Origin of the sequence: Novispirillum itersonii, assembly GCF_014205675.1 — a bacterium.
Lineage (GTDB): Bacteria > Pseudomonadota > Alphaproteobacteria > Rhodospirillales > Rhodospirillaceae > Novispirillum > Novispirillum itersonii_A.
On sequence record NZ_JACIIX010000003.1, the window covers coordinates 93,780 to 108,925 of the forward strand.

At 63.8% G+C, this 15,146-nt stretch carries 13 protein-coding genes and 1 pseudogene; 2 read left to right on the forward strand and 12 right to left on the reverse strand.

Annotated elements, in window-relative coordinates; genetic code table 11:
• Positions 1–64: 64 nt before the first annotated feature.
• Positions 65–1,345, reverse strand: coding sequence for a crotonyl-CoA carboxylase/reductase (gene ccrA, locus FHS48_RS05460; RefSeq protein WP_184262185.1), 1,281 nt, complete (start codon positions 1,343–1,345; stop codon positions 65–67).
• A gap of 291 nt (positions 1,346–1,636) precedes the next feature.
• On the opposite strand from ccrA, the gene FHS48_RS05465 reads away from it, so the two are divergent.
• A complete protein-coding gene (locus FHS48_RS05465; RefSeq protein WP_416046504.1) occupies positions 1,637–3,661 on the forward strand; it encodes a methylmalonyl-CoA mutase family protein in 2,025 nt (674 codons plus the stop codon).
• Positions 3,662–3,702: 41 nt separating this feature from the next.
• Here FHS48_RS05465 and FHS48_RS05470 read toward each other — a convergent pair whose 3' ends face one another.
• A complete protein-coding gene (locus FHS48_RS05470) occupies positions 3,703–3,999 on the reverse strand; it encodes a hypothetical protein (RefSeq protein WP_184262189.1) in 297 nt (98 codons plus the stop codon).
• 205 nt (positions 4,000–4,204) lie between these two features.
• On the opposite strand from FHS48_RS05470, the gene FHS48_RS05475 reads away from it, so the two are divergent.
• Positions 4,205–4,639, forward strand: coding sequence for a MaoC family dehydratase (locus FHS48_RS05475; RefSeq protein ID WP_184262191.1), 435 nt, complete (start codon positions 4,205–4,207; stop codon positions 4,637–4,639).
• A gap of 72 nt (positions 4,640–4,711) precedes the next feature.
• On the opposite strand, the gene FHS48_RS05480 is transcribed toward FHS48_RS05475, so the two are convergent.
• From FHS48_RS05480 to FHS48_RS05525, 10 genes and pseudogenes are all read right to left on the reverse strand, one after another.
• Positions 4,712–5,596, reverse strand: coding sequence for an LpxL/LpxP family acyltransferase (locus tag FHS48_RS05480; protein ID WP_184262193.1), 885 nt, complete (start codon positions 5,594–5,596; stop codon positions 4,712–4,714).
• Between the two features lie 53 nt (positions 5,597–5,649).
• The gene (lpxK, locus tag FHS48_RS05485; protein WP_184262195.1) at positions 5,650–6,624 is read right to left on the reverse strand and encodes a tetraacyldisaccharide 4'-kinase; all 975 of its coding nucleotides are present in this window, start codon (positions 6,622–6,624) and stop codon (positions 5,650–5,652) included.
• Positions 6,621–7,913, reverse strand: coding sequence for a 3-deoxy-D-manno-octulosonic acid transferase (locus FHS48_RS05490; protein WP_184262197.1), 1,293 nt, complete (start codon positions 7,911–7,913; stop codon positions 6,621–6,623). Before FHS48_RS05490 ends, lpxK begins: the two co-directional genes overlap by 4 nt.
• Positions 7,910–8,638 carry a lysophospholipid acyltransferase family protein gene (locus FHS48_RS05495; RefSeq protein WP_184262199.1) on the reverse strand — a complete coding sequence of 243 codons (729 nt, stop codon included), beginning with the start codon at positions 8,636–8,638 and terminating at the stop codon, positions 7,910–7,912. The genes FHS48_RS05490 and FHS48_RS05495 overlap by 4 nt, the downstream gene beginning before the upstream one ends.
• A 28-nt stretch (positions 8,639–8,666) precedes the next feature.
• Positions 8,667–10,514, reverse strand: coding sequence for an ABC transporter ATP-binding protein (locus FHS48_RS05500; RefSeq protein ID WP_184262201.1), 1,848 nt, complete (start codon positions 10,512–10,514; stop codon positions 8,667–8,669).
• A gap of 93 nt (positions 10,515–10,607) precedes the next feature.
• Positions 10,608–10,772, reverse strand: coding sequence for a hypothetical protein (locus FHS48_RS20390; protein ID WP_184262642.1), 165 nt, complete (start codon positions 10,770–10,772; stop codon positions 10,608–10,610).
• A 60-nt stretch (positions 10,773–10,832) separates the two neighbouring features.
• Positions 10,833–11,033: pseudogene (locus tag FHS48_RS20395) on the reverse strand (putative 2OG-Fe(II) oxygenase); the annotation flags it as partial.
• The gene (locus FHS48_RS05515) at positions 10,979–12,691 is read right to left on the reverse strand and encodes a hypothetical protein (protein WP_184262203.1); all 1,713 of its coding nucleotides are present in this window, start codon (positions 12,689–12,691) and stop codon (positions 10,979–10,981) included. The pseudogene FHS48_RS20395 and the gene FHS48_RS05515, both read right to left, overlap by 55 nt.
• Positions 12,692–13,042: 351 nt before the next feature.
• Positions 13,043–14,035 (reverse strand): LysM peptidoglycan-binding domain-containing protein, encoded by a 993-nt coding sequence (locus FHS48_RS05520; protein ID WP_311769087.1) that lies wholly within the window; start codon positions 14,033–14,035, stop codon positions 13,043–13,045.
• 165 nt (positions 14,036–14,200) lie between these two features.
• Positions 14,201–15,037, reverse strand: a complete 837-nt coding sequence (locus FHS48_RS05525) for a hypothetical protein (RefSeq protein WP_184262205.1) — start codon at positions 15,035–15,037, stop codon at positions 14,201–14,203.
• Positions 15,038–15,146: the final 109 nt, after the last annotated feature.

The following is a 15,146-nucleotide window of genomic DNA, read 5'->3' on the forward strand; positions in this document are numbered from 1 at the left end:
AGCAGGAGACGGACCCTGCGGGCCGGAGGAATTTCCCCCGGCCCGCAGGGATTTAGGGGGGACCTCAGGCGTCGAGGCTGTCCTCAAGGGTGCGGCGGCCCGGCTTCACAGCCTGCACCATCACCGCCATGTTGCCCGGCTTGTGCTGGTTGCGCAGCATCTTGGTGTGGGCCTTCGGAATATCATCCCACGAGAAGACTTCCGACATGCAGGGGTCAATCCGGCGTTCGATCACCAGCTGGTTGGCCTGATTGGCTTCCTTGGCATGGGCGAAGTGGCTGCCCTGAATGCGCTTCTGGCGCATCCACACGAAGCGGGCATCGAAGGTCAGGTTGAAGCCGGTGGTCCCGGCGCAGAACACCACCATGCCGCCGCGCTTCACCACGTTGCATGACACCGGGAAGGTCTGTTCGCCCGGATGTTCAAAGACGATATCGACGTCTTTGCCCTTGCCGGTGATGTCCCAGATCGCTTTCCCGAACTTGCGGACTTCGCCCATGTATTCAGAGAAGCCTTCCCCGTTGACCTTCGGCAGCTGACCCCAGCACTTGAAGTCATTGCGGTTCAGCACCGCCTTGGCCCCAAGGCTCATGACGAAGTCACGCTTGGTCTCGTCGGAGATGATGCCGATGGCATTGGCCCCGACGGTGGCGCACAGCTGCACCGCCATCGACCCCAGACCGCCGGACGCCCCCCACACCAGCACATTGTGGCCGGGGCGGATGATGTGCGGACGGTGGCCGAACAGCATGCGGTAGGCGGTGGCCAGCGTCAGGGTGTAGCAGGCCGCCTCTTCCCAGGTCAGGTGCTTCGGCTTCGGCATCACCTGCTGCGCCTGCACGCGGGTGAACTGCGCAAAGGAGCCATCGGGGGTCTCGTAGCCCCAGATCCGCTGGCTGGGCGAGAACATCGGGTCGCCGCCGTTACATTCGTCGTCTTCGCCGTCGGTCTGGTTGCAGTGAACCACCACTTCGTCGCCGACCTTCCAGCGCTTCACCTTGGAGCCGACCGCCCAGACGATGCCCGAGGCATCGGACCCGGCAATGTGGTAATCGGCCTTGTGGACGTCAAACGGGCTGATCGGCTTGCCGAGACCGGCCCAGACGCCGTTGTAATTGACGCCCGCCGCCATCACCATGATCAGCACTTCGTGCGAATCCAGCGGCGGGGTTTCAACCACTTCCACCAGGAAGGACTGCTCCGGGTCGCCGTGGCGTTCGCGGCGGATCGCCCAGGCGTACATGGTTTTCGGCACATGGCCGAGGGGCGGCAGCTCGCCCAGTTCGTACAGATCTTTCTTCTGCTGGCCGGGGAACAGCTCGATCACCTGAGCGGCTTCGGTCATGACGTGGAACTCCCTTTTCTCTCGAGTCGCGGCCGGGCGCTGATGGCGCCGCACGGCGGGCGGAAACGGTTTCGATTCGGTCTGGCGTCTGCGTTCAGGACCCGGAGACACGGCCGGTTGGAGCGGTCGGTTCCGGGGGGTTTTTGGTGCGCCCTTTCTTCGCTTCTACCGTTTTGTGGCTTCCTTCGCAATGCACAAAATGATAGTTTCTTTCTTAGGGATGTTCCCAAAAGTAATAAACGTTCGCGTTTTCCGCCACTCAGAGGCTGTTCCCCGTCTGAAAAACGCGTGATGATGGAGAAACCGATGTCCGAGAAGCCCGTTTCCGCCGCCTCTTCCGCAGCGCAAAACCGGGACAAACCCTGGCTTTTCCGCACTTATTCGGGGCATTCCTCGGCCCGGGAGACCAACCATCTCTTCCGAACGAATCTTTCGCGGGGCCAGACCGGCCTGTCGGTGGCCTTCGACCTGCCGACCCAGACCGGGTATGACTCCGACCATGTCCTCGCCCGGGGCGAGGTCGGCAAGGTCGGGGTGCCGGTCGGACATCTGGGGGACATGATGGCCCTGTTCGAGGGGATCCCCCTCGACAAGATGAACACCTCGATGACCATCAACGCCCCGGCGGCGTGGCTGCTGTCGCTGTACATCGCGGCGGCGGAACGGCAGGGCGCGGCGCGGGATACCCTGTCCGGCACCACCCAGAACGACATCATCAAGGAATACCTGTCGCGCGGGACCTACATCTTCCCGCCGCAGCCGAGCCTGCGGCTGATCAACGACGTCATCGCCTTCACCTACAAGGAAGTTCCCAAGTGGAACCCGATGAACGTCTGTTCCTATCACCTTCAGGAAGCCGGAGCGACGCCGGAACAGGAACTGGCCTTCGCGCTGGCCACCTCGATCGCCGTGCTGGATACCGTCAAGGCTGGCGGGCAGGTGCCGGACGCTGACTTCGGGCAGGTGGTCGGCCGCATCAGCTTCTTCGTCAACGCCGGCATCCGCTTTGTTACCGAGCTGTGCAAGATGCGGGCGTTCACCGAGCTGTGGGATGAGATCACCCGCGACCGCTACGGCGTCGCCGACGAAAAATTCCGCCGCTTCCGCTATGGGGTGCAGGTCAACAGCCTTGGCCTGACCGAGCCGCAGCCGGAAAACAACGTCTACCGCATCCTGCTGGAAATGCTGGCCGTCACCCTGTCGAAAAATGCCCGCGCCCGCGCCGTGCAGCTTCCGGCCTGGAACGAGGCGCTTGGCCTGCCGCGCCCGTGGGATCAGCAGTGGTCCCTGCGCCTGCAACAGATCGTCGCCTATGAGACCGATCTGCTGGAATACGCCGATATCTTCGACGGCTCGCACGCCATCACCGACAAGGTGGAGGCCCTGAAGGCGCAGGCCCGCGAAGAGCTGGCGCGGATTGATGCCATGGGCGGCGCGGTGGCCGCCATCGACTCCAGCTACATGAAGCAGAAGCTGGTCGAATCGAACACCCGCCGCCTGAAGGCGATCGAATCGGGCGAGCAGATCGTGGTCGGCGTCAACAAGTTCACCGAAGGCGCCCCCAGCCCGCTGACCGCCGGGGACGGCGCGATCATGACCGTCGATCCGAAGGTGGAGAGTGAACAGATCGAAGCCCTGAAGGCGTGGCGGGCCAGCCGCGACTCCAAGGCGGTCGACTCGGCGCTGGCCGGTCTGCGCTCCGCCCTCCAGGAAGGCCGCAATGTGATGGAACCGTCCATCGCCTGTGCCCATGCCGGGGTCACCACCGGCGAATGGTCAGACGTGCTGCGTCAGGTGTTCGGCGAATACCGCGCCCCGACCGGAGTCGGCCGCGCCGCCAACGAAGAAAAGACCGGACGGCTCGCCGATGTCCGCACCCATGTTGATGCGGTGTCGGCCCGTCTGGGCCGCCGGATCAAGATGCTGGTCGGCAAGCCGGGCCTTGACGGCCATTCCAACGGGGCGGAACAGGTCGCGGTCCGCGCCCGCGATGCCGGGATGGAAGTGGTGTACGAAGGCATCCGCCTGACCCCGGCGCAGATCGTCAACGCCGCGCTGGAAGAAAGCGTCCACGTCGTCGGCCTGTCGATTCTGTCCGGATCGCATGTGCCGCTGGTGACGGAAGTGCTGGAGCGGATGAAGGCCAATGGGCTGGAGGATATTCCGGTGATTGTCGGCGGCATCATCCCGCCGGAAGATGAACGCCTGCTGCTGGAAGCCGGAGTCGCCCGGGTCTACACTCCGAAAGACTATGACCTGACCGGCATCATGGCCGATATCGTCACCCTGCTGGATGAGCAGAAGGTCGCCGCCTGACCGGACCGGAGCGGGGGTCTCCCCCGCTCCGCCCCCGCCCTTCAGCGCGGGGTCCGGCGGTAGCCCAGATTGGTCATACAGGCTTCCAGAGACCGGCTATAGGCCTCCTTGCGCTGCTTCGCCTCGATGGTGCCCATCTGGAGCGCCCCGCCGCCATCCCCATCGTAAATGCGGACACCGGCGTCTTCGTTGGCATCGGCCCGGCAGTAATTCCAGTCTTCCGTCACTTTTTTGGTCGGCACCCCCGGCTTGCTCCAGTCCGGCCTGGCAGCGCAGCCAGACATCAGAAGCACGCCGACAATGGCCCCGGCCAGCACAGCAGACCCCGATTTACGCATCCGTTGAGACCCTTTCTGACAAACAGGCTGTCGTGACGGCAAACCATACGGCGGTCCCGGCCTGTGGTCACGCTTTCTTCCCTACCGCGATGCATCACAGGTTTCTATACTCCTGATCTGCATCCGGTTTTTAACCGCAGAACCGGTGTCTTTTTTCTGACGATGCCCCGGCACATACGGCCCTAACTCCAGCGGAGACCCTCCGATGACCACCGACAGCCCGATCCTGTTTTATTTCGAAGACATCGCCGAAGGGATGAGCGCCACCTACGCCAAAACTGTCACCGAGACGGACATCATCCTGTTCTCCGGCGTGTCGGGCGACACCAACCCGGTGCACCTGAACGAAGAGTTCGCCGAAACCACCCTGTTCAAGAGCCGTATTGCCCACGGCATGCTGTCAGCCGGGTTCATTTCCACCGTGTTTGGCACCAAGCTGCCGGGGCCGGGCTGCATCTACGTCAGCCAGAGCCTGAAATTCAAGGCCCCGGTGCGGATCGGCGATACCGTCACCGCCCGGGTGGAATGCATCGGCACGGTCCCGGAAAAGAAGTTCTGCCTGTTCCGCACCCAGTGTCTGGTCAAGGGCAAGGTGGTGATCGACGGCGAAGCCACCGTGATGGTGCCGTCGCGCGGCTGAGTCCAATACGGCTGTTTTCCCGAAACTGTTCCCCAAAAATGTTTCACGGGAAACAGCCGGACCGGCCCCCTCTTAATCCGGCCAGCGGCGGTGCACCCACAGCCACTGTGCCGGATTCTGGCGGATCCAGTCTTCCAGCAGAGTATTGATGCGGGTCATGATCTCCAGCTGGGAGTCATGGCTGCCCAGCAGATCATCCGGCTTCAGCGGGGCATGAACGGTCACCGCGAACCGGCCCGGACCGGTCCGCACCACCTGAGTCGGCACAATCGGGCATTTGAACCGCAGCGCCAGCGCAGCGGCGGCGGGGGCGGTCATCGCCGGGCGACCGAAAAACGGCACCGGAATCCCGTCGTTCATCTTCTGATCGACCAGCATGCCGAGATGGCCGCCATCTTTCAGCAGTTTCAGGGCCCGGCGGGCTCCGTCACGGCCCTTCGGCAACAGCTCGCCCTTGGCGAGGGCCCGGATCTTGTCATACAGCGGGGCAATCAGCGGATTGTTGGGGGCCCGGAAAAACAGGTGCAGCGGCACCCCCTGCCGGGCCACCGCCAGCGGGGAGATTTCCCAGTTGGCGAGATGGCCGGAAACCATGATTCCCGGCAGACCATCATCCCGCAGCATGTCCAGATGTTCCTGCCCGGTCACGGTGACCCGACCACTGGCCGGGTCAAGGATCCGGTCCATGCTTGGCATTTCTGCCGCTGACCGGCCCAGGTTATCCCACATGTCATGCAGAATCGCCCCGATCTGCTCCGGGGTCTTCTCCGGAAAGGCTTTTTCCAGATTGCGCCGGGCCAGCCGGTGCTGTTTCAGCATCGGGCCGATCCGGGTTATCAACGCGGCCCCGATGTTGGACGCGGTATCCACCGGCAGCGCTGCAAACAGACGCCACAGGCCATTGACGAAAAACGCCTCAAGACGATAGCGGAACGGCAGGGTCGGGGTATCGGTCATGGGACTCCGGACTGGTTGTCAGCACAAAGAGACAGAGGATAGATCAGCAGCGTCTAACACGACGGCAAGGCCGATGCAAAGGCACCGGACAGAACGGCCCTCAGCGCCACCTCATCTTCCCACACCAGATCAATCGACAGGACATTGACCTGTCCGCGCTGATCCGGCGGCAGGCGCACCGCATCCTTGGCGGTCGTCACCGGAATCGCCCCCAGTTGATAGGCCTCATCCAGAATCGGCTGCACATCGGCCTGCGCATAGGGATAGTGATCGGCAAAGGGATGAAGTGCCACCACCTTGGCCCCCAGATGGCGCAGGGTGGCAAAGAATTTTTCCGGACGGCCGATCCCGGCAAAGGCCACCACCGTCTGCCCCCGCAAAGCCAGCGCCGACGCTGACGGAACCACCCGCGCCCGCAGAACCGGTATCGCCGACGGAATCCGGCGGGCCACCCCGGCGGTGTCCTCGCCGACGATCACCACGGCAGAGACCCGGTCCCACACCTGCCGCAACGGCTCCCGCAGCGGTCCGGCCGGAATGACCCGCCGGTTGCCGAACCCGAAACCACCATCGACCACCAGCAGGGACAGGTCCTTATGCAGGGACGGGTTCTGGAGACCATCGTCCATGATAATGCCCTGCGCCCCCGCCGCGGCCATGGCTTTGGCCCCGGCAGCGCGGTCGCGGGCAATCCATGTCGGGGCCACCTGCGCCAGCAGCAGGGATTCATCCCCGACCTGCTGATAGCCATGCACGGACGGATCCACCCGCAGCGGCCCCGGCTCGTCACCGCCGTACCCCCGCAGCAGGCCCTGCACCCCCGGCAGACGCCGCAACAGATCCAGACAGACCGGGGTCTTTCCGGCCCCACCTGCCGTGACATTGCCAACACAGAGGACCGGCACCGGAGCCTTCCACGGGGTCCCCCGGGCCAGCCGCCAGCCGGTGGCGGCCCCGTAGATCATCCCCAGCGGATCCAGAAGGCGGGGAATCGGCCCATCACTGCCCCACCAGAACGGTGTCTTCATGACTCCCCTCCCCGCAGGATTGGCATCAGCTCAGCCACCACCCGGTCCAGAACATCGGCTTCCGCCGTGGCAAAGCCCTGCCCGGCCCCGGCAACGGCAGCCCGTCGGGCCGGATCGGTCAGCAGAATCCGCACGGTGGCGGCCAGAGACTCCCCATCCGACACCGCCACCGCCCCGCCACAGGCCAGCAGGCGCGGCGCCAGCTCCGGGAAATTCTGCATATGCGGCCCGAAGACCACCGCCGTCCCCAGCCGGGCCGCCTCCACCGGATTCTGCCCGCCCTGCCCGATCAGGGATTTACCGATGAAGGACACCGGGGCCTGACGGTACAGCAGCCCCATTTCCCCCATGGTATCGGCCAGATAGATCTCTGTCTCCGCATCCGGCAACACCGCCCCTGCCCCCGCCTGCTGACGACGGGTCAGCCGCATCCCCGGCAGGCCTGCCATAATCTCCTCCGCCCGCAGCGGATGGCGCGGGGCGATCAGGGTCAGCAGCCCGGGTATTTCTGCCGCCAGAGCCCGGTGGACCGCTGCCGCCACCGCCTCTTCCCCGGCATGGGTCGAGGCCGCCAGCCAGCAGGGACGATCCCCGACCGCGGCCCGCAAGACCGCCTGCGTCGCCGGATCCACCGGCAGCGGCGGAGTCGCCATCTTGATGTTACCGACACAGCGGCTTTGCCGGGCCCCCAGTGCCCGCAGGCGGTCGGCATCCCCCTCCGTCTGGCCCAGACACAGGGTGAACGGGGCCAGCAGGGAGCGGGCAAAGCCGGGCAGGTTCTGCCAACGCCGGAACGACCGCTCCGACATCCGGCCGTTGATCAGCACCAAGGGCACCCGGCGGCGGCCAAGGGCGTGGATCAGGGTCGGCCACAGTTCGCTTTCCAGCCACAGGGCGGCATCGGGTTTCCAATGATCAAGAAACCGCCGCACCCACAGCGGATGATCCACCGGCACATACTGATGGCAGACATGGGACAGGGCCGGATCCGCCGTCAGCCGGTCCGCCAGCAGGGCGGCGGAGGTCACCGTTCCGGTGGTCAGCAGCACCGACCAGCCGGGGCACGCCTGCCCGAGGCGCGTCAGGAGCGGCAGGACGGACAGGGACTCGCCGACGCTGGCCCCGTGCACCCACAGCACCCGGCCCGCCGGGCGGGGCAGCCCCGCCAGCCCCCGCCGCTCCCGCCAGCGCAGATGATCTTCTTTCCCCCGCGCCTGCCGCCGCCGCAACCATAGATCCAGCAGCGGCGTTCCGGCCAGAACCAGCCCGCGATAGGCGGCACCGATCATGGCGCGGCCTTTTTGCTTTTGGTGCGCGGCGGCCCCGGCGGCTCCGGCTCCGTCGGGGTATGCCCCATCCGGACCTCCGCCTGACGGGCCAGCGCCGTCATCGCGGTTTCAATCTCCAGCCGTCTGGCCTCCAGACCGGCAGCATCCAGACCGGCCTCCACCGTAATCGGGTCCCCCCACAGGATCAGACCCTCGGTGAAAGGCAACGCGACCTGAAAGCGGTCCCACGACCGGAGTTGTCTGCGGCCCCGGCAGGAATAGGCACAGGGAATGATCGGCACCCCGGCCAGCCGGGCCATGGCAATCACCCCGTCGCTGGCCCGCATCCGGGGGCCGCGCGGCCCGTCCGGAGTAATCCCGACATACTCCCCGGATTTCAGGGCTTTCAGCATCTGCCGCAGGGCCCCCGAACCGCCCCGGCTGGAGCTTCCCGCCGCCGCCCCCAGACCCAAATGGCTGATCAGCCGGGCAATGATCTGCCCGTCACGATGCTGGGAAATCAGCATGTGCATTTTCTTCGAACGGTCCCAGCAATAGGGCATCATCAACAGATGCCCATGCCAGAACGACAGGATGAACGGCTTGCCCTCCGCCCACATCCGGCGCGGCAGGGCATCGTTTTCCACCGTCCACCGCCCGGTGTGCCACACCAGACGCACATACTGGGCCCCCAGCCAGCAGGCGAAAGCGCGCAGTCCATCACTTCTCAGCAGCCGTTTGATCATTGCCCCGTCCCGGTCCTCTGGCTTCCGGTTATCCCTGTCCGTCCTGCACCGCCGCCTTTTCAGCAGCAAACTGTAGGGCATAGAGATGGGCATAAGCCCCATCCAGCGCCAGAAGCTGATCGTGGGATCCGCTTTCAATCACCCGGCCACCGTCGATGACATGAATCACATCGGCATGCACCACCGTCGAGAGGCGGTGCGCGATCACCAGCGTGGTCCGCCCGGTCATCAGGGTTTCCAGCGCCGCCTGCACCTGCCGTTCACTCTCGGTATCCAGCGCACTGGTCGCTTCGTCCAGCAGCAGGATCGGCGCATTCTTTAACAGGGCCCGGGCAATGGCCAGACGTTGCCGCTGGCCGCCGGACAGCTTCATGCCACGCTGACCGACCACGGTGTCATAGCCCTGCGGCAGAGCCATGATGAATTCATGCGCCGCCGCCATCCGGGCCGCCGTCTCAATTTCGTCCTGCCCGGCCCCCGGGTTGCCGAAGCCGATGTTGGCGCGGACCGTATCGTCAAACAGCACCACTTCCTGACTGACCAGCGCCGTCGCCGCCCGCAGGGACTTCAGCGTCACCGTCCGGATATCCTGACCGTCAATGGTGATCTCCCCGGCAGACACATCATGAAAGCGGGGGATCATGTTCAGGATGGTTGTCTTACCGGCCCCGGACGGGCCGACCAGCGCCACCGTCTGTCCGGCCTTGATATCCAGAGTCACCCCGGACAGGGCCTCGGTGCCGTCATCGTAAGAAAAGCGGACATCGCGGAACCGCACCGCACCGCCGGATACCGCCAGCGGCCGGGCCTCCGGGGCTTCAACAATCCGGGTGCGGGTATCCAGCAGGTCAAACAGGCGCTGCGCCCCGGCCAGACCTTCCTGAAGGTTGGTGTTCAGGCGGGCCAGATTCTTCATCGGCTGATAGGCCATCAGCAGCGCGGTGATAAAGCTGAAAAAGGCCCCGGTGGTGGTGGTATCGGCAATCACCCGGTATCCGCCGTAAATGATCACCACCGTCACCGCCGCGCCGCCCAGCGTTTCCATGATCGGGCTGGACAGGGCGCGGGTGTTGGATCCCTTCAGGGTCAGGCGGTAAATCTCTTCCGACAGGGTCTGGACCTTGGCTTCCTCATGGGCCTGCAACCCATAGGATTTCACCATCCGGATCCCCTGAAAGGATTGTTCCAGAACCGTATTAAGAGCCCCCATCTGTTCCTGCGTGTTGACGGTCACCTTGCGCATCCGCCGCCCCAGCCGGACAATCGGATAAATCGCCACCGGGAACACGAAAAACGCCAGCAGGGCCAGCAGCCAGTCCTGATAGAACATCACCCCGACCAGCGCCACCACCGTCAGGGTATCCTTCCCCATGCCGGTGATGGCATTGGAAACCCCGTTGCGCATCTGGTTGATATCGACCAGAAAGCGCGACACCAGATTGCCCGAGCTGATCCGCCCGAAGAAGGCGGCATCCAGCGTCAGCAGATGGGCGAACAGACGCTGTTGCAGATCCGCAATGATCCGCAGGCCCACATCGGACATCACCGAGGACTGGAAGTATTCCGCCGTGCCTTTCACGGCGAAGGTCGACAGCACCGCCAGCGCCACCGGCCACAGCAGGGCGGAGGATTTCTGGGCGAACACCCAGTCCACCACCGGCTCCATCAACCACGCCGTCGCCCCCTGTGCCGCCGCCGTGATCCCCATCAGGATCAGTGCCAGAATGATCCGCCCCAGATAGGGGCGCATTGCTTCATCATACAGGCGGCGGGTCAGGGTGGCGGTGGACCGCTTGCCCGGCGGCTGCGCCGCAGCGGCAGGCTCGCCGGGAACAGCAGGGGCAGAAGCGGGGGCCGGGGAAGAAACGTCAGTCACAGGCGTCGTCATATCCGCAGAGTAAAGACTGGCCGCACCCTACCATGCCCCCCGCCAAAAGGCCAAGTCCGCCCACCCGGAGGGACGGCGGGATCAGGCCGCCTCGCCGCCTTTCGGCCCCCGGAACACCACCCACGTCACAAAGTCCGGGCCAATATCAACAAAGCGGTGCGACATTCCGGCCAGTCCGAACAGACAGTCCCCGGGGCCGGTAACGTCGCCGGCAAGGCGTTGAGAGACGCTTTCACGATCAGACACGATCCCAGATTCTGAATTTTTCAGGACCGGAGAATCCTCGGGATAGATCTCAAAAGCGACACAGATACGGCGTTGCTCCACCCCCAGCGGCACCGTGCGATGATGGAAATAGCTGGGCATCAGAACGATCTTGCCCGGCTCGGGCTGGATCCAGCACGCCGCCGCATCCCCTGCCGCCGGCCAGCGGTCCCCAAGAAACCGCGACCCTACGGAATTTCCGTCTCCCGCAACAGGGCATGACACCCCCGGGAAAATCCGCATACCGTGATCAGGGTGTTACCGGGCGGCGGCTCGATCTCCTGACAGTCGTCTGCCGGGTTATTTGTCAGCTTTTCCGGAACAGGGGATCGAAGAAACGCCATGGCCTTCAGGCCGATCGGCCGAAAGAAGGGCTGATCAATCACATCCAACACAGCCTGCCCGAGTGGCGAAAGTTTGCTGCGCAGATCCGGCTTCGTCCTCGTGCGGTTGATGCAGGGAGGCGCAGGGATAACCTTATAAGAAGGAATATTGCCCTTTGAGTCCGGCGGACAGATATGGCTGGGAGTAAAATAATACTCAGCCTTTTTATCAGGATAACAGACTTTCAGATGGTCTTTTTCCAGTTCCACCAAAAGGCCGGAGACGATTCTTTTTCCGCCGCGGATTGACACCATCTCCGGCCCGGCATCCCGCGGATTTTCTGCGGCAATGAACCGGGCGATCTGTTTCAGTTCAGGCTCCAGCCACCGTGTGTTCGGGGATGAGAACGACAGCAGCAGGACGGGAAACAGCAGGCTGCCGACCATGGCGGTGACGGCAAGCTTCGGGTTGATCCGCCACAGCGCCAGAACGCCGGACATGCAGCCGATGGCAACAGCGAGAATCAAAGGCCCATTCAGAAAAACGCCCTGATATTCACGGGGATATCCGGGAACCGGCGCATAAATCACGATGGCGGCGGCCAGAACGAGAGCACTCACGACAGCCAGGCGACGGATCAGAACACCATGCCGTCCGGTCCGGATCGCGATTATCGCGCCAAGGACAACGAATAGCAGCAGGGGGACCGGAACCAGCAGGAATGTGCGGATGAGAAAGACGGTAAACATCTTGAAGGATGTCTCACGCGGTTGCGCCGGGTCGGTCGCAAGCATGAAGACCTTGACGATGTTTCCCGGCGGATTGATGAGGACATCAAGAATGATTGGCGCGGCGAAGAGGAGTGCGAGTGTGCCAATCGTTAGATAGGCCGCAGCAGGGAAATCCCGGCCGGTTGTGCGCATTCTTTCCCGGCGTCCGCAGACAAAGCAAAAAAGAAAAAGAAACAAGGTGATGAAAGCCAAGGGAATATAAGCGTGGATCAGGGTGAGCCCGATGAAGGCCGCGGTGACCAACCCAAACACCGAGCCGGAAAGCAGCAGCACGGCCGCCGCCAGAAACGCCCAGAAAGGGGCAATGATCACGTAAGACATGAATGTTGACGCCGACCATTCGCGTCCGGCGAATTGCAGCAGCACGATGAAGGTCGCCGTCAGCCCGGCAACCGCCCCACGGGCCCCCCCGCCCGCCAGACGGGTCAGCAGCGCCGCCAACAGTGCAAAGGAAGCCGCATTGGTCAGCATCGTCGCCAGGAGATGCGCGCCAAACACCGACCCAAGCCATGGGCCAACCAGCAGCTCCGTCAGCCACCGGACATAAAGAAAGAAGGGCCCGAAGTGATTGACGCCCTTGGTGTTGTAATGACCGATCAGCAAATAATCGCTATAGACGCGATGCGTTGCAATAATATCCGCAGATGCATCGCCAACCGGTATTAATTCTTGCGTCAGAATGGGTATATTATCAAAAACAAGCTTGGAGAGAACGACGATAAAGCAGAAAAATGCTGCCATCCATTCGGGTTTGATAAGAAAAATCTTATTCTCGTGACGTCTCATCCCACCCTCAAATCAAACGCTCTGTAAGACAGTCTCTATAATCGATAACTGCCTGAGTGACTATCTCCGGGCTAGGTCCGCCGCAATGCCCCTGCGCCCGCACATTGGCAGCGGATGTTTCCGGCCTTGGTGGCCCTTTCCGTTGTCCGTCAGATCAACCGATCCTCATAAGGGTCATTTCTACTTCCTGAAGTCCGGCCTCAAAGGCCCTGTCCCTTTTCTTCAGAACAGCCCCCTCACCTCAGCATGACTCAAAAAACAAGCCCCGTCGCAAAACAACGGGGCCTGTCACCATCTCTGAGCGGGGCAAGCCCCTGCTTTCTGAGTCTGTTCCGATCCTGCACCAGCCCGTTACTGGCGGGGCACAACAAAAACCTGCCCCGGATAAATCAGGTTAGGGTCGCGGATCTGCCCCTTATTGGCATCATAAATAACGGTATAGGCCAGACCGTCGCCATAAGCCCGCCGGGCCATCCGCCACAGGCTGTTGCCTTCCTGCACCACCACCCGCAAACCGTTGGGCATTCCGGCAATCTCAATCCGGGAGAACGGCAACTCAATCCGGCCGACAACCTTGCCTTTTTCGTCCAGCAGGTCCGCCCGCAGGGTATGGTCGCCTTTCGCCGCCTTGGGTTCCGGCTTCAGGGACCATGTATTGCCGTCAGCCGTCTTCACCGATCCGACCGGCGCGTTATCGAGATAGACCTGCACCGTCCCCGGCACCGTGGTCCGGCCCCGCAGGGACAGCGCCCCGGTTTCATCATAATCAACACTGTCGAGAACAATCACGCTGCCTGCCGGAATCGGCGAGGTGCCTTGCAGGATGGTGCTGGTCCCGGTCTCCCGGTCCGTCCGCACCGCCAGCGTCTTGCCCCCCTTCTGCTCCGGCACCACCAGAACAACCACATCGCGGGAGTCGACCGGGCCGCCCTTCTCATCCACGCCGCGCAGGCTCAGTTCCCGGCTGCCCGGCGGCAGGGCCCGGTCGGGCAGGAACACCCATTCCCCCCGCTCGTCAGCCTTGGCATGACCGATTTCTTTTCCGGCATCCAGAATCACCACATCGGTGCCCGGCACGGCACGCCCGGCAATCACCGTGTTCCCATCCGGATCAATCCGGACCACATCAAACCCCGGCCCGACAGCCGCAGCCTTGGGCTTGGCCGGTTCTTTCTGGGCCGGAGGGGCCGCAGGCTTTGCAGGGGCAGAGGCCGCCGACGGGGCTGAAGCAGGGGCAGGCGGGTCCTGCGGGGGTTTATCCCCTTCAAGCGTCAGAAGAGCCGCCACACCAGCCGCCGCCAAGACCGCGATCCCAAGGACCACCGCCACCACCGGTCGTTTCACGTCTGACTTCTCTTGATCCGCCAAAGGAAGACCTCCTTGCTGTACCGCGCTGTCACACCGCCTGATCCAGACTGCGCCTGACCCGCTGTCCGGCGGGATCAGGAAGCCGTCAGCCTAGTTGATTTCCCCCAGCCTGAAAACCCGCTTGCGTCCGCAGACCCCCAATCAGACGCTGCGGGCGGCATAGGCCAGCAGTGTTGCCAGCCCGACCGGGATCGCCCCCAGCAGCAGGAACCACAGCGGGGACAGCCCGGCGGCCCGGGGCAGACGCCGCGCCGTCGGGCCGACAAACAGAATCAATGACAGCACCAGCACCGGCACCACCGTCCCCGGACGCGACCCGGCCAGAGACTGGGCCAGCCCCAGCACCGCCCCGCCACCACCATAAACCGCTGACAGCGGCAGCGGCAGGCGCATCGGCCACACCACCAGCAGGGTCCCCACCGCCGCCATCGCCAGCGCCAGACAGGGCCCGGCCACCGCCTGTGCCTCCGCCTGTAGGGCCACCAGTCCCAGCCCGACCCCCAACAGAAAGATCATCATCACACCGTCCGCGCCACGGCCCGGCACCCGGTCCGCCTTCAGGCGGGTCAACAGCCCCACCCACATCACGGTCAGGATCACGGCGGCCAGAACCAGCTCAATCCGGGCCACCGGTGCCACCGGCATCCGGTCCGGACTGCCAAGCGCCAGCCAGACACACAGACCGACAAACCCCAGCGTGGCAATCAGCCGGGACCACCGCCGCGCCTCCATGGCGTCCAGCAGGGTCCCGAGCAGCAATCCGGCCAGAGCGATGTAAGATGTCAGGCCAAAGGTGCCTTCCGGGGGGAAACTGAATCCGGCAAACCAGCTCCACGCCGCCAGAAAACCGATCGGCAGACCGACTCCGGCGATGCGGGCTCCGGTTGCCGGGCCACCGGTCAGGCGCAGGACCGCTGTCGACAGCACGGCAACCCCAAACGCGAGCACCAAAGCCAGAATATCATCCGGCCCGGTCATCCTGCCTGCCCCGTCTTCAGACCGTTTCCCCACACCCGAGAGCGTTGGCCCCTGTCTGACACCTGCGTCTCCTTTCCTGAGTCTTCCCTGACCCGACCTGAGCCTGACC

Bases quoted from the DNA above. Each gene is read 5' to 3' on its own strand.
- ccrA (WP_184262185.1), bottom strand. From the start codon at position 1,345: ATGACCGAAGCCGCTCAGGTGATCGAGCTGTTCCCCGGCCAGCAGAAG.
- FHS48_RS05465 (WP_416046504.1), top strand. From the start codon at position 1,637: ATGATGGAGAAACCGATGTCCGAGAAGCCCGTTTCCGCCGCCTCTTCC.
- FHS48_RS05470 (WP_184262189.1), bottom strand. From the start codon at position 3,999: ATGCGTAAATCGGGGTCTGCTGTGCTGGCCGGGGCCATTGTCGGCGTG.
- FHS48_RS05475 (WP_184262191.1), top strand. From the start codon at position 4,205: ATGACCACCGACAGCCCGATCCTGTTTTATTTCGAAGACATCGCCGAA.
- FHS48_RS05480 (WP_184262193.1), bottom strand. From the start codon at position 5,596: ATGACCGATACCCCGACCCTGCCGTTCCGCTATCGTCTTGAGGCGTTT.
- lpxK (WP_184262195.1), bottom strand. From the start codon at position 6,624: ATGAAGACACCGTTCTGGTGGGGCAGTGATGGGCCGATTCCCCGCCTT.
- FHS48_RS05490 (WP_184262197.1), bottom strand. From the start codon at position 7,913: ATGATCGGTGCCGCCTATCGCGGGCTGGTTCTGGCCGGAACGCCGCTG.
- FHS48_RS05495 (WP_184262199.1), bottom strand. From the start codon at position 8,638: ATGATCAAACGGCTGCTGAGAAGTGATGGACTGCGCGCTTTCGCCTGC.
- FHS48_RS05515 (WP_184262203.1), bottom strand. From the start codon at position 12,691: ATGAGACGTCACGAGAATAAGATTTTTCTTATCAAACCCGAATGGATG.
- FHS48_RS05525 (WP_184262205.1), bottom strand. From the start codon at position 15,037: ATGACCGGGCCGGATGATATTCTGGCTTTGGTGCTCGCGTTTGGGGTT.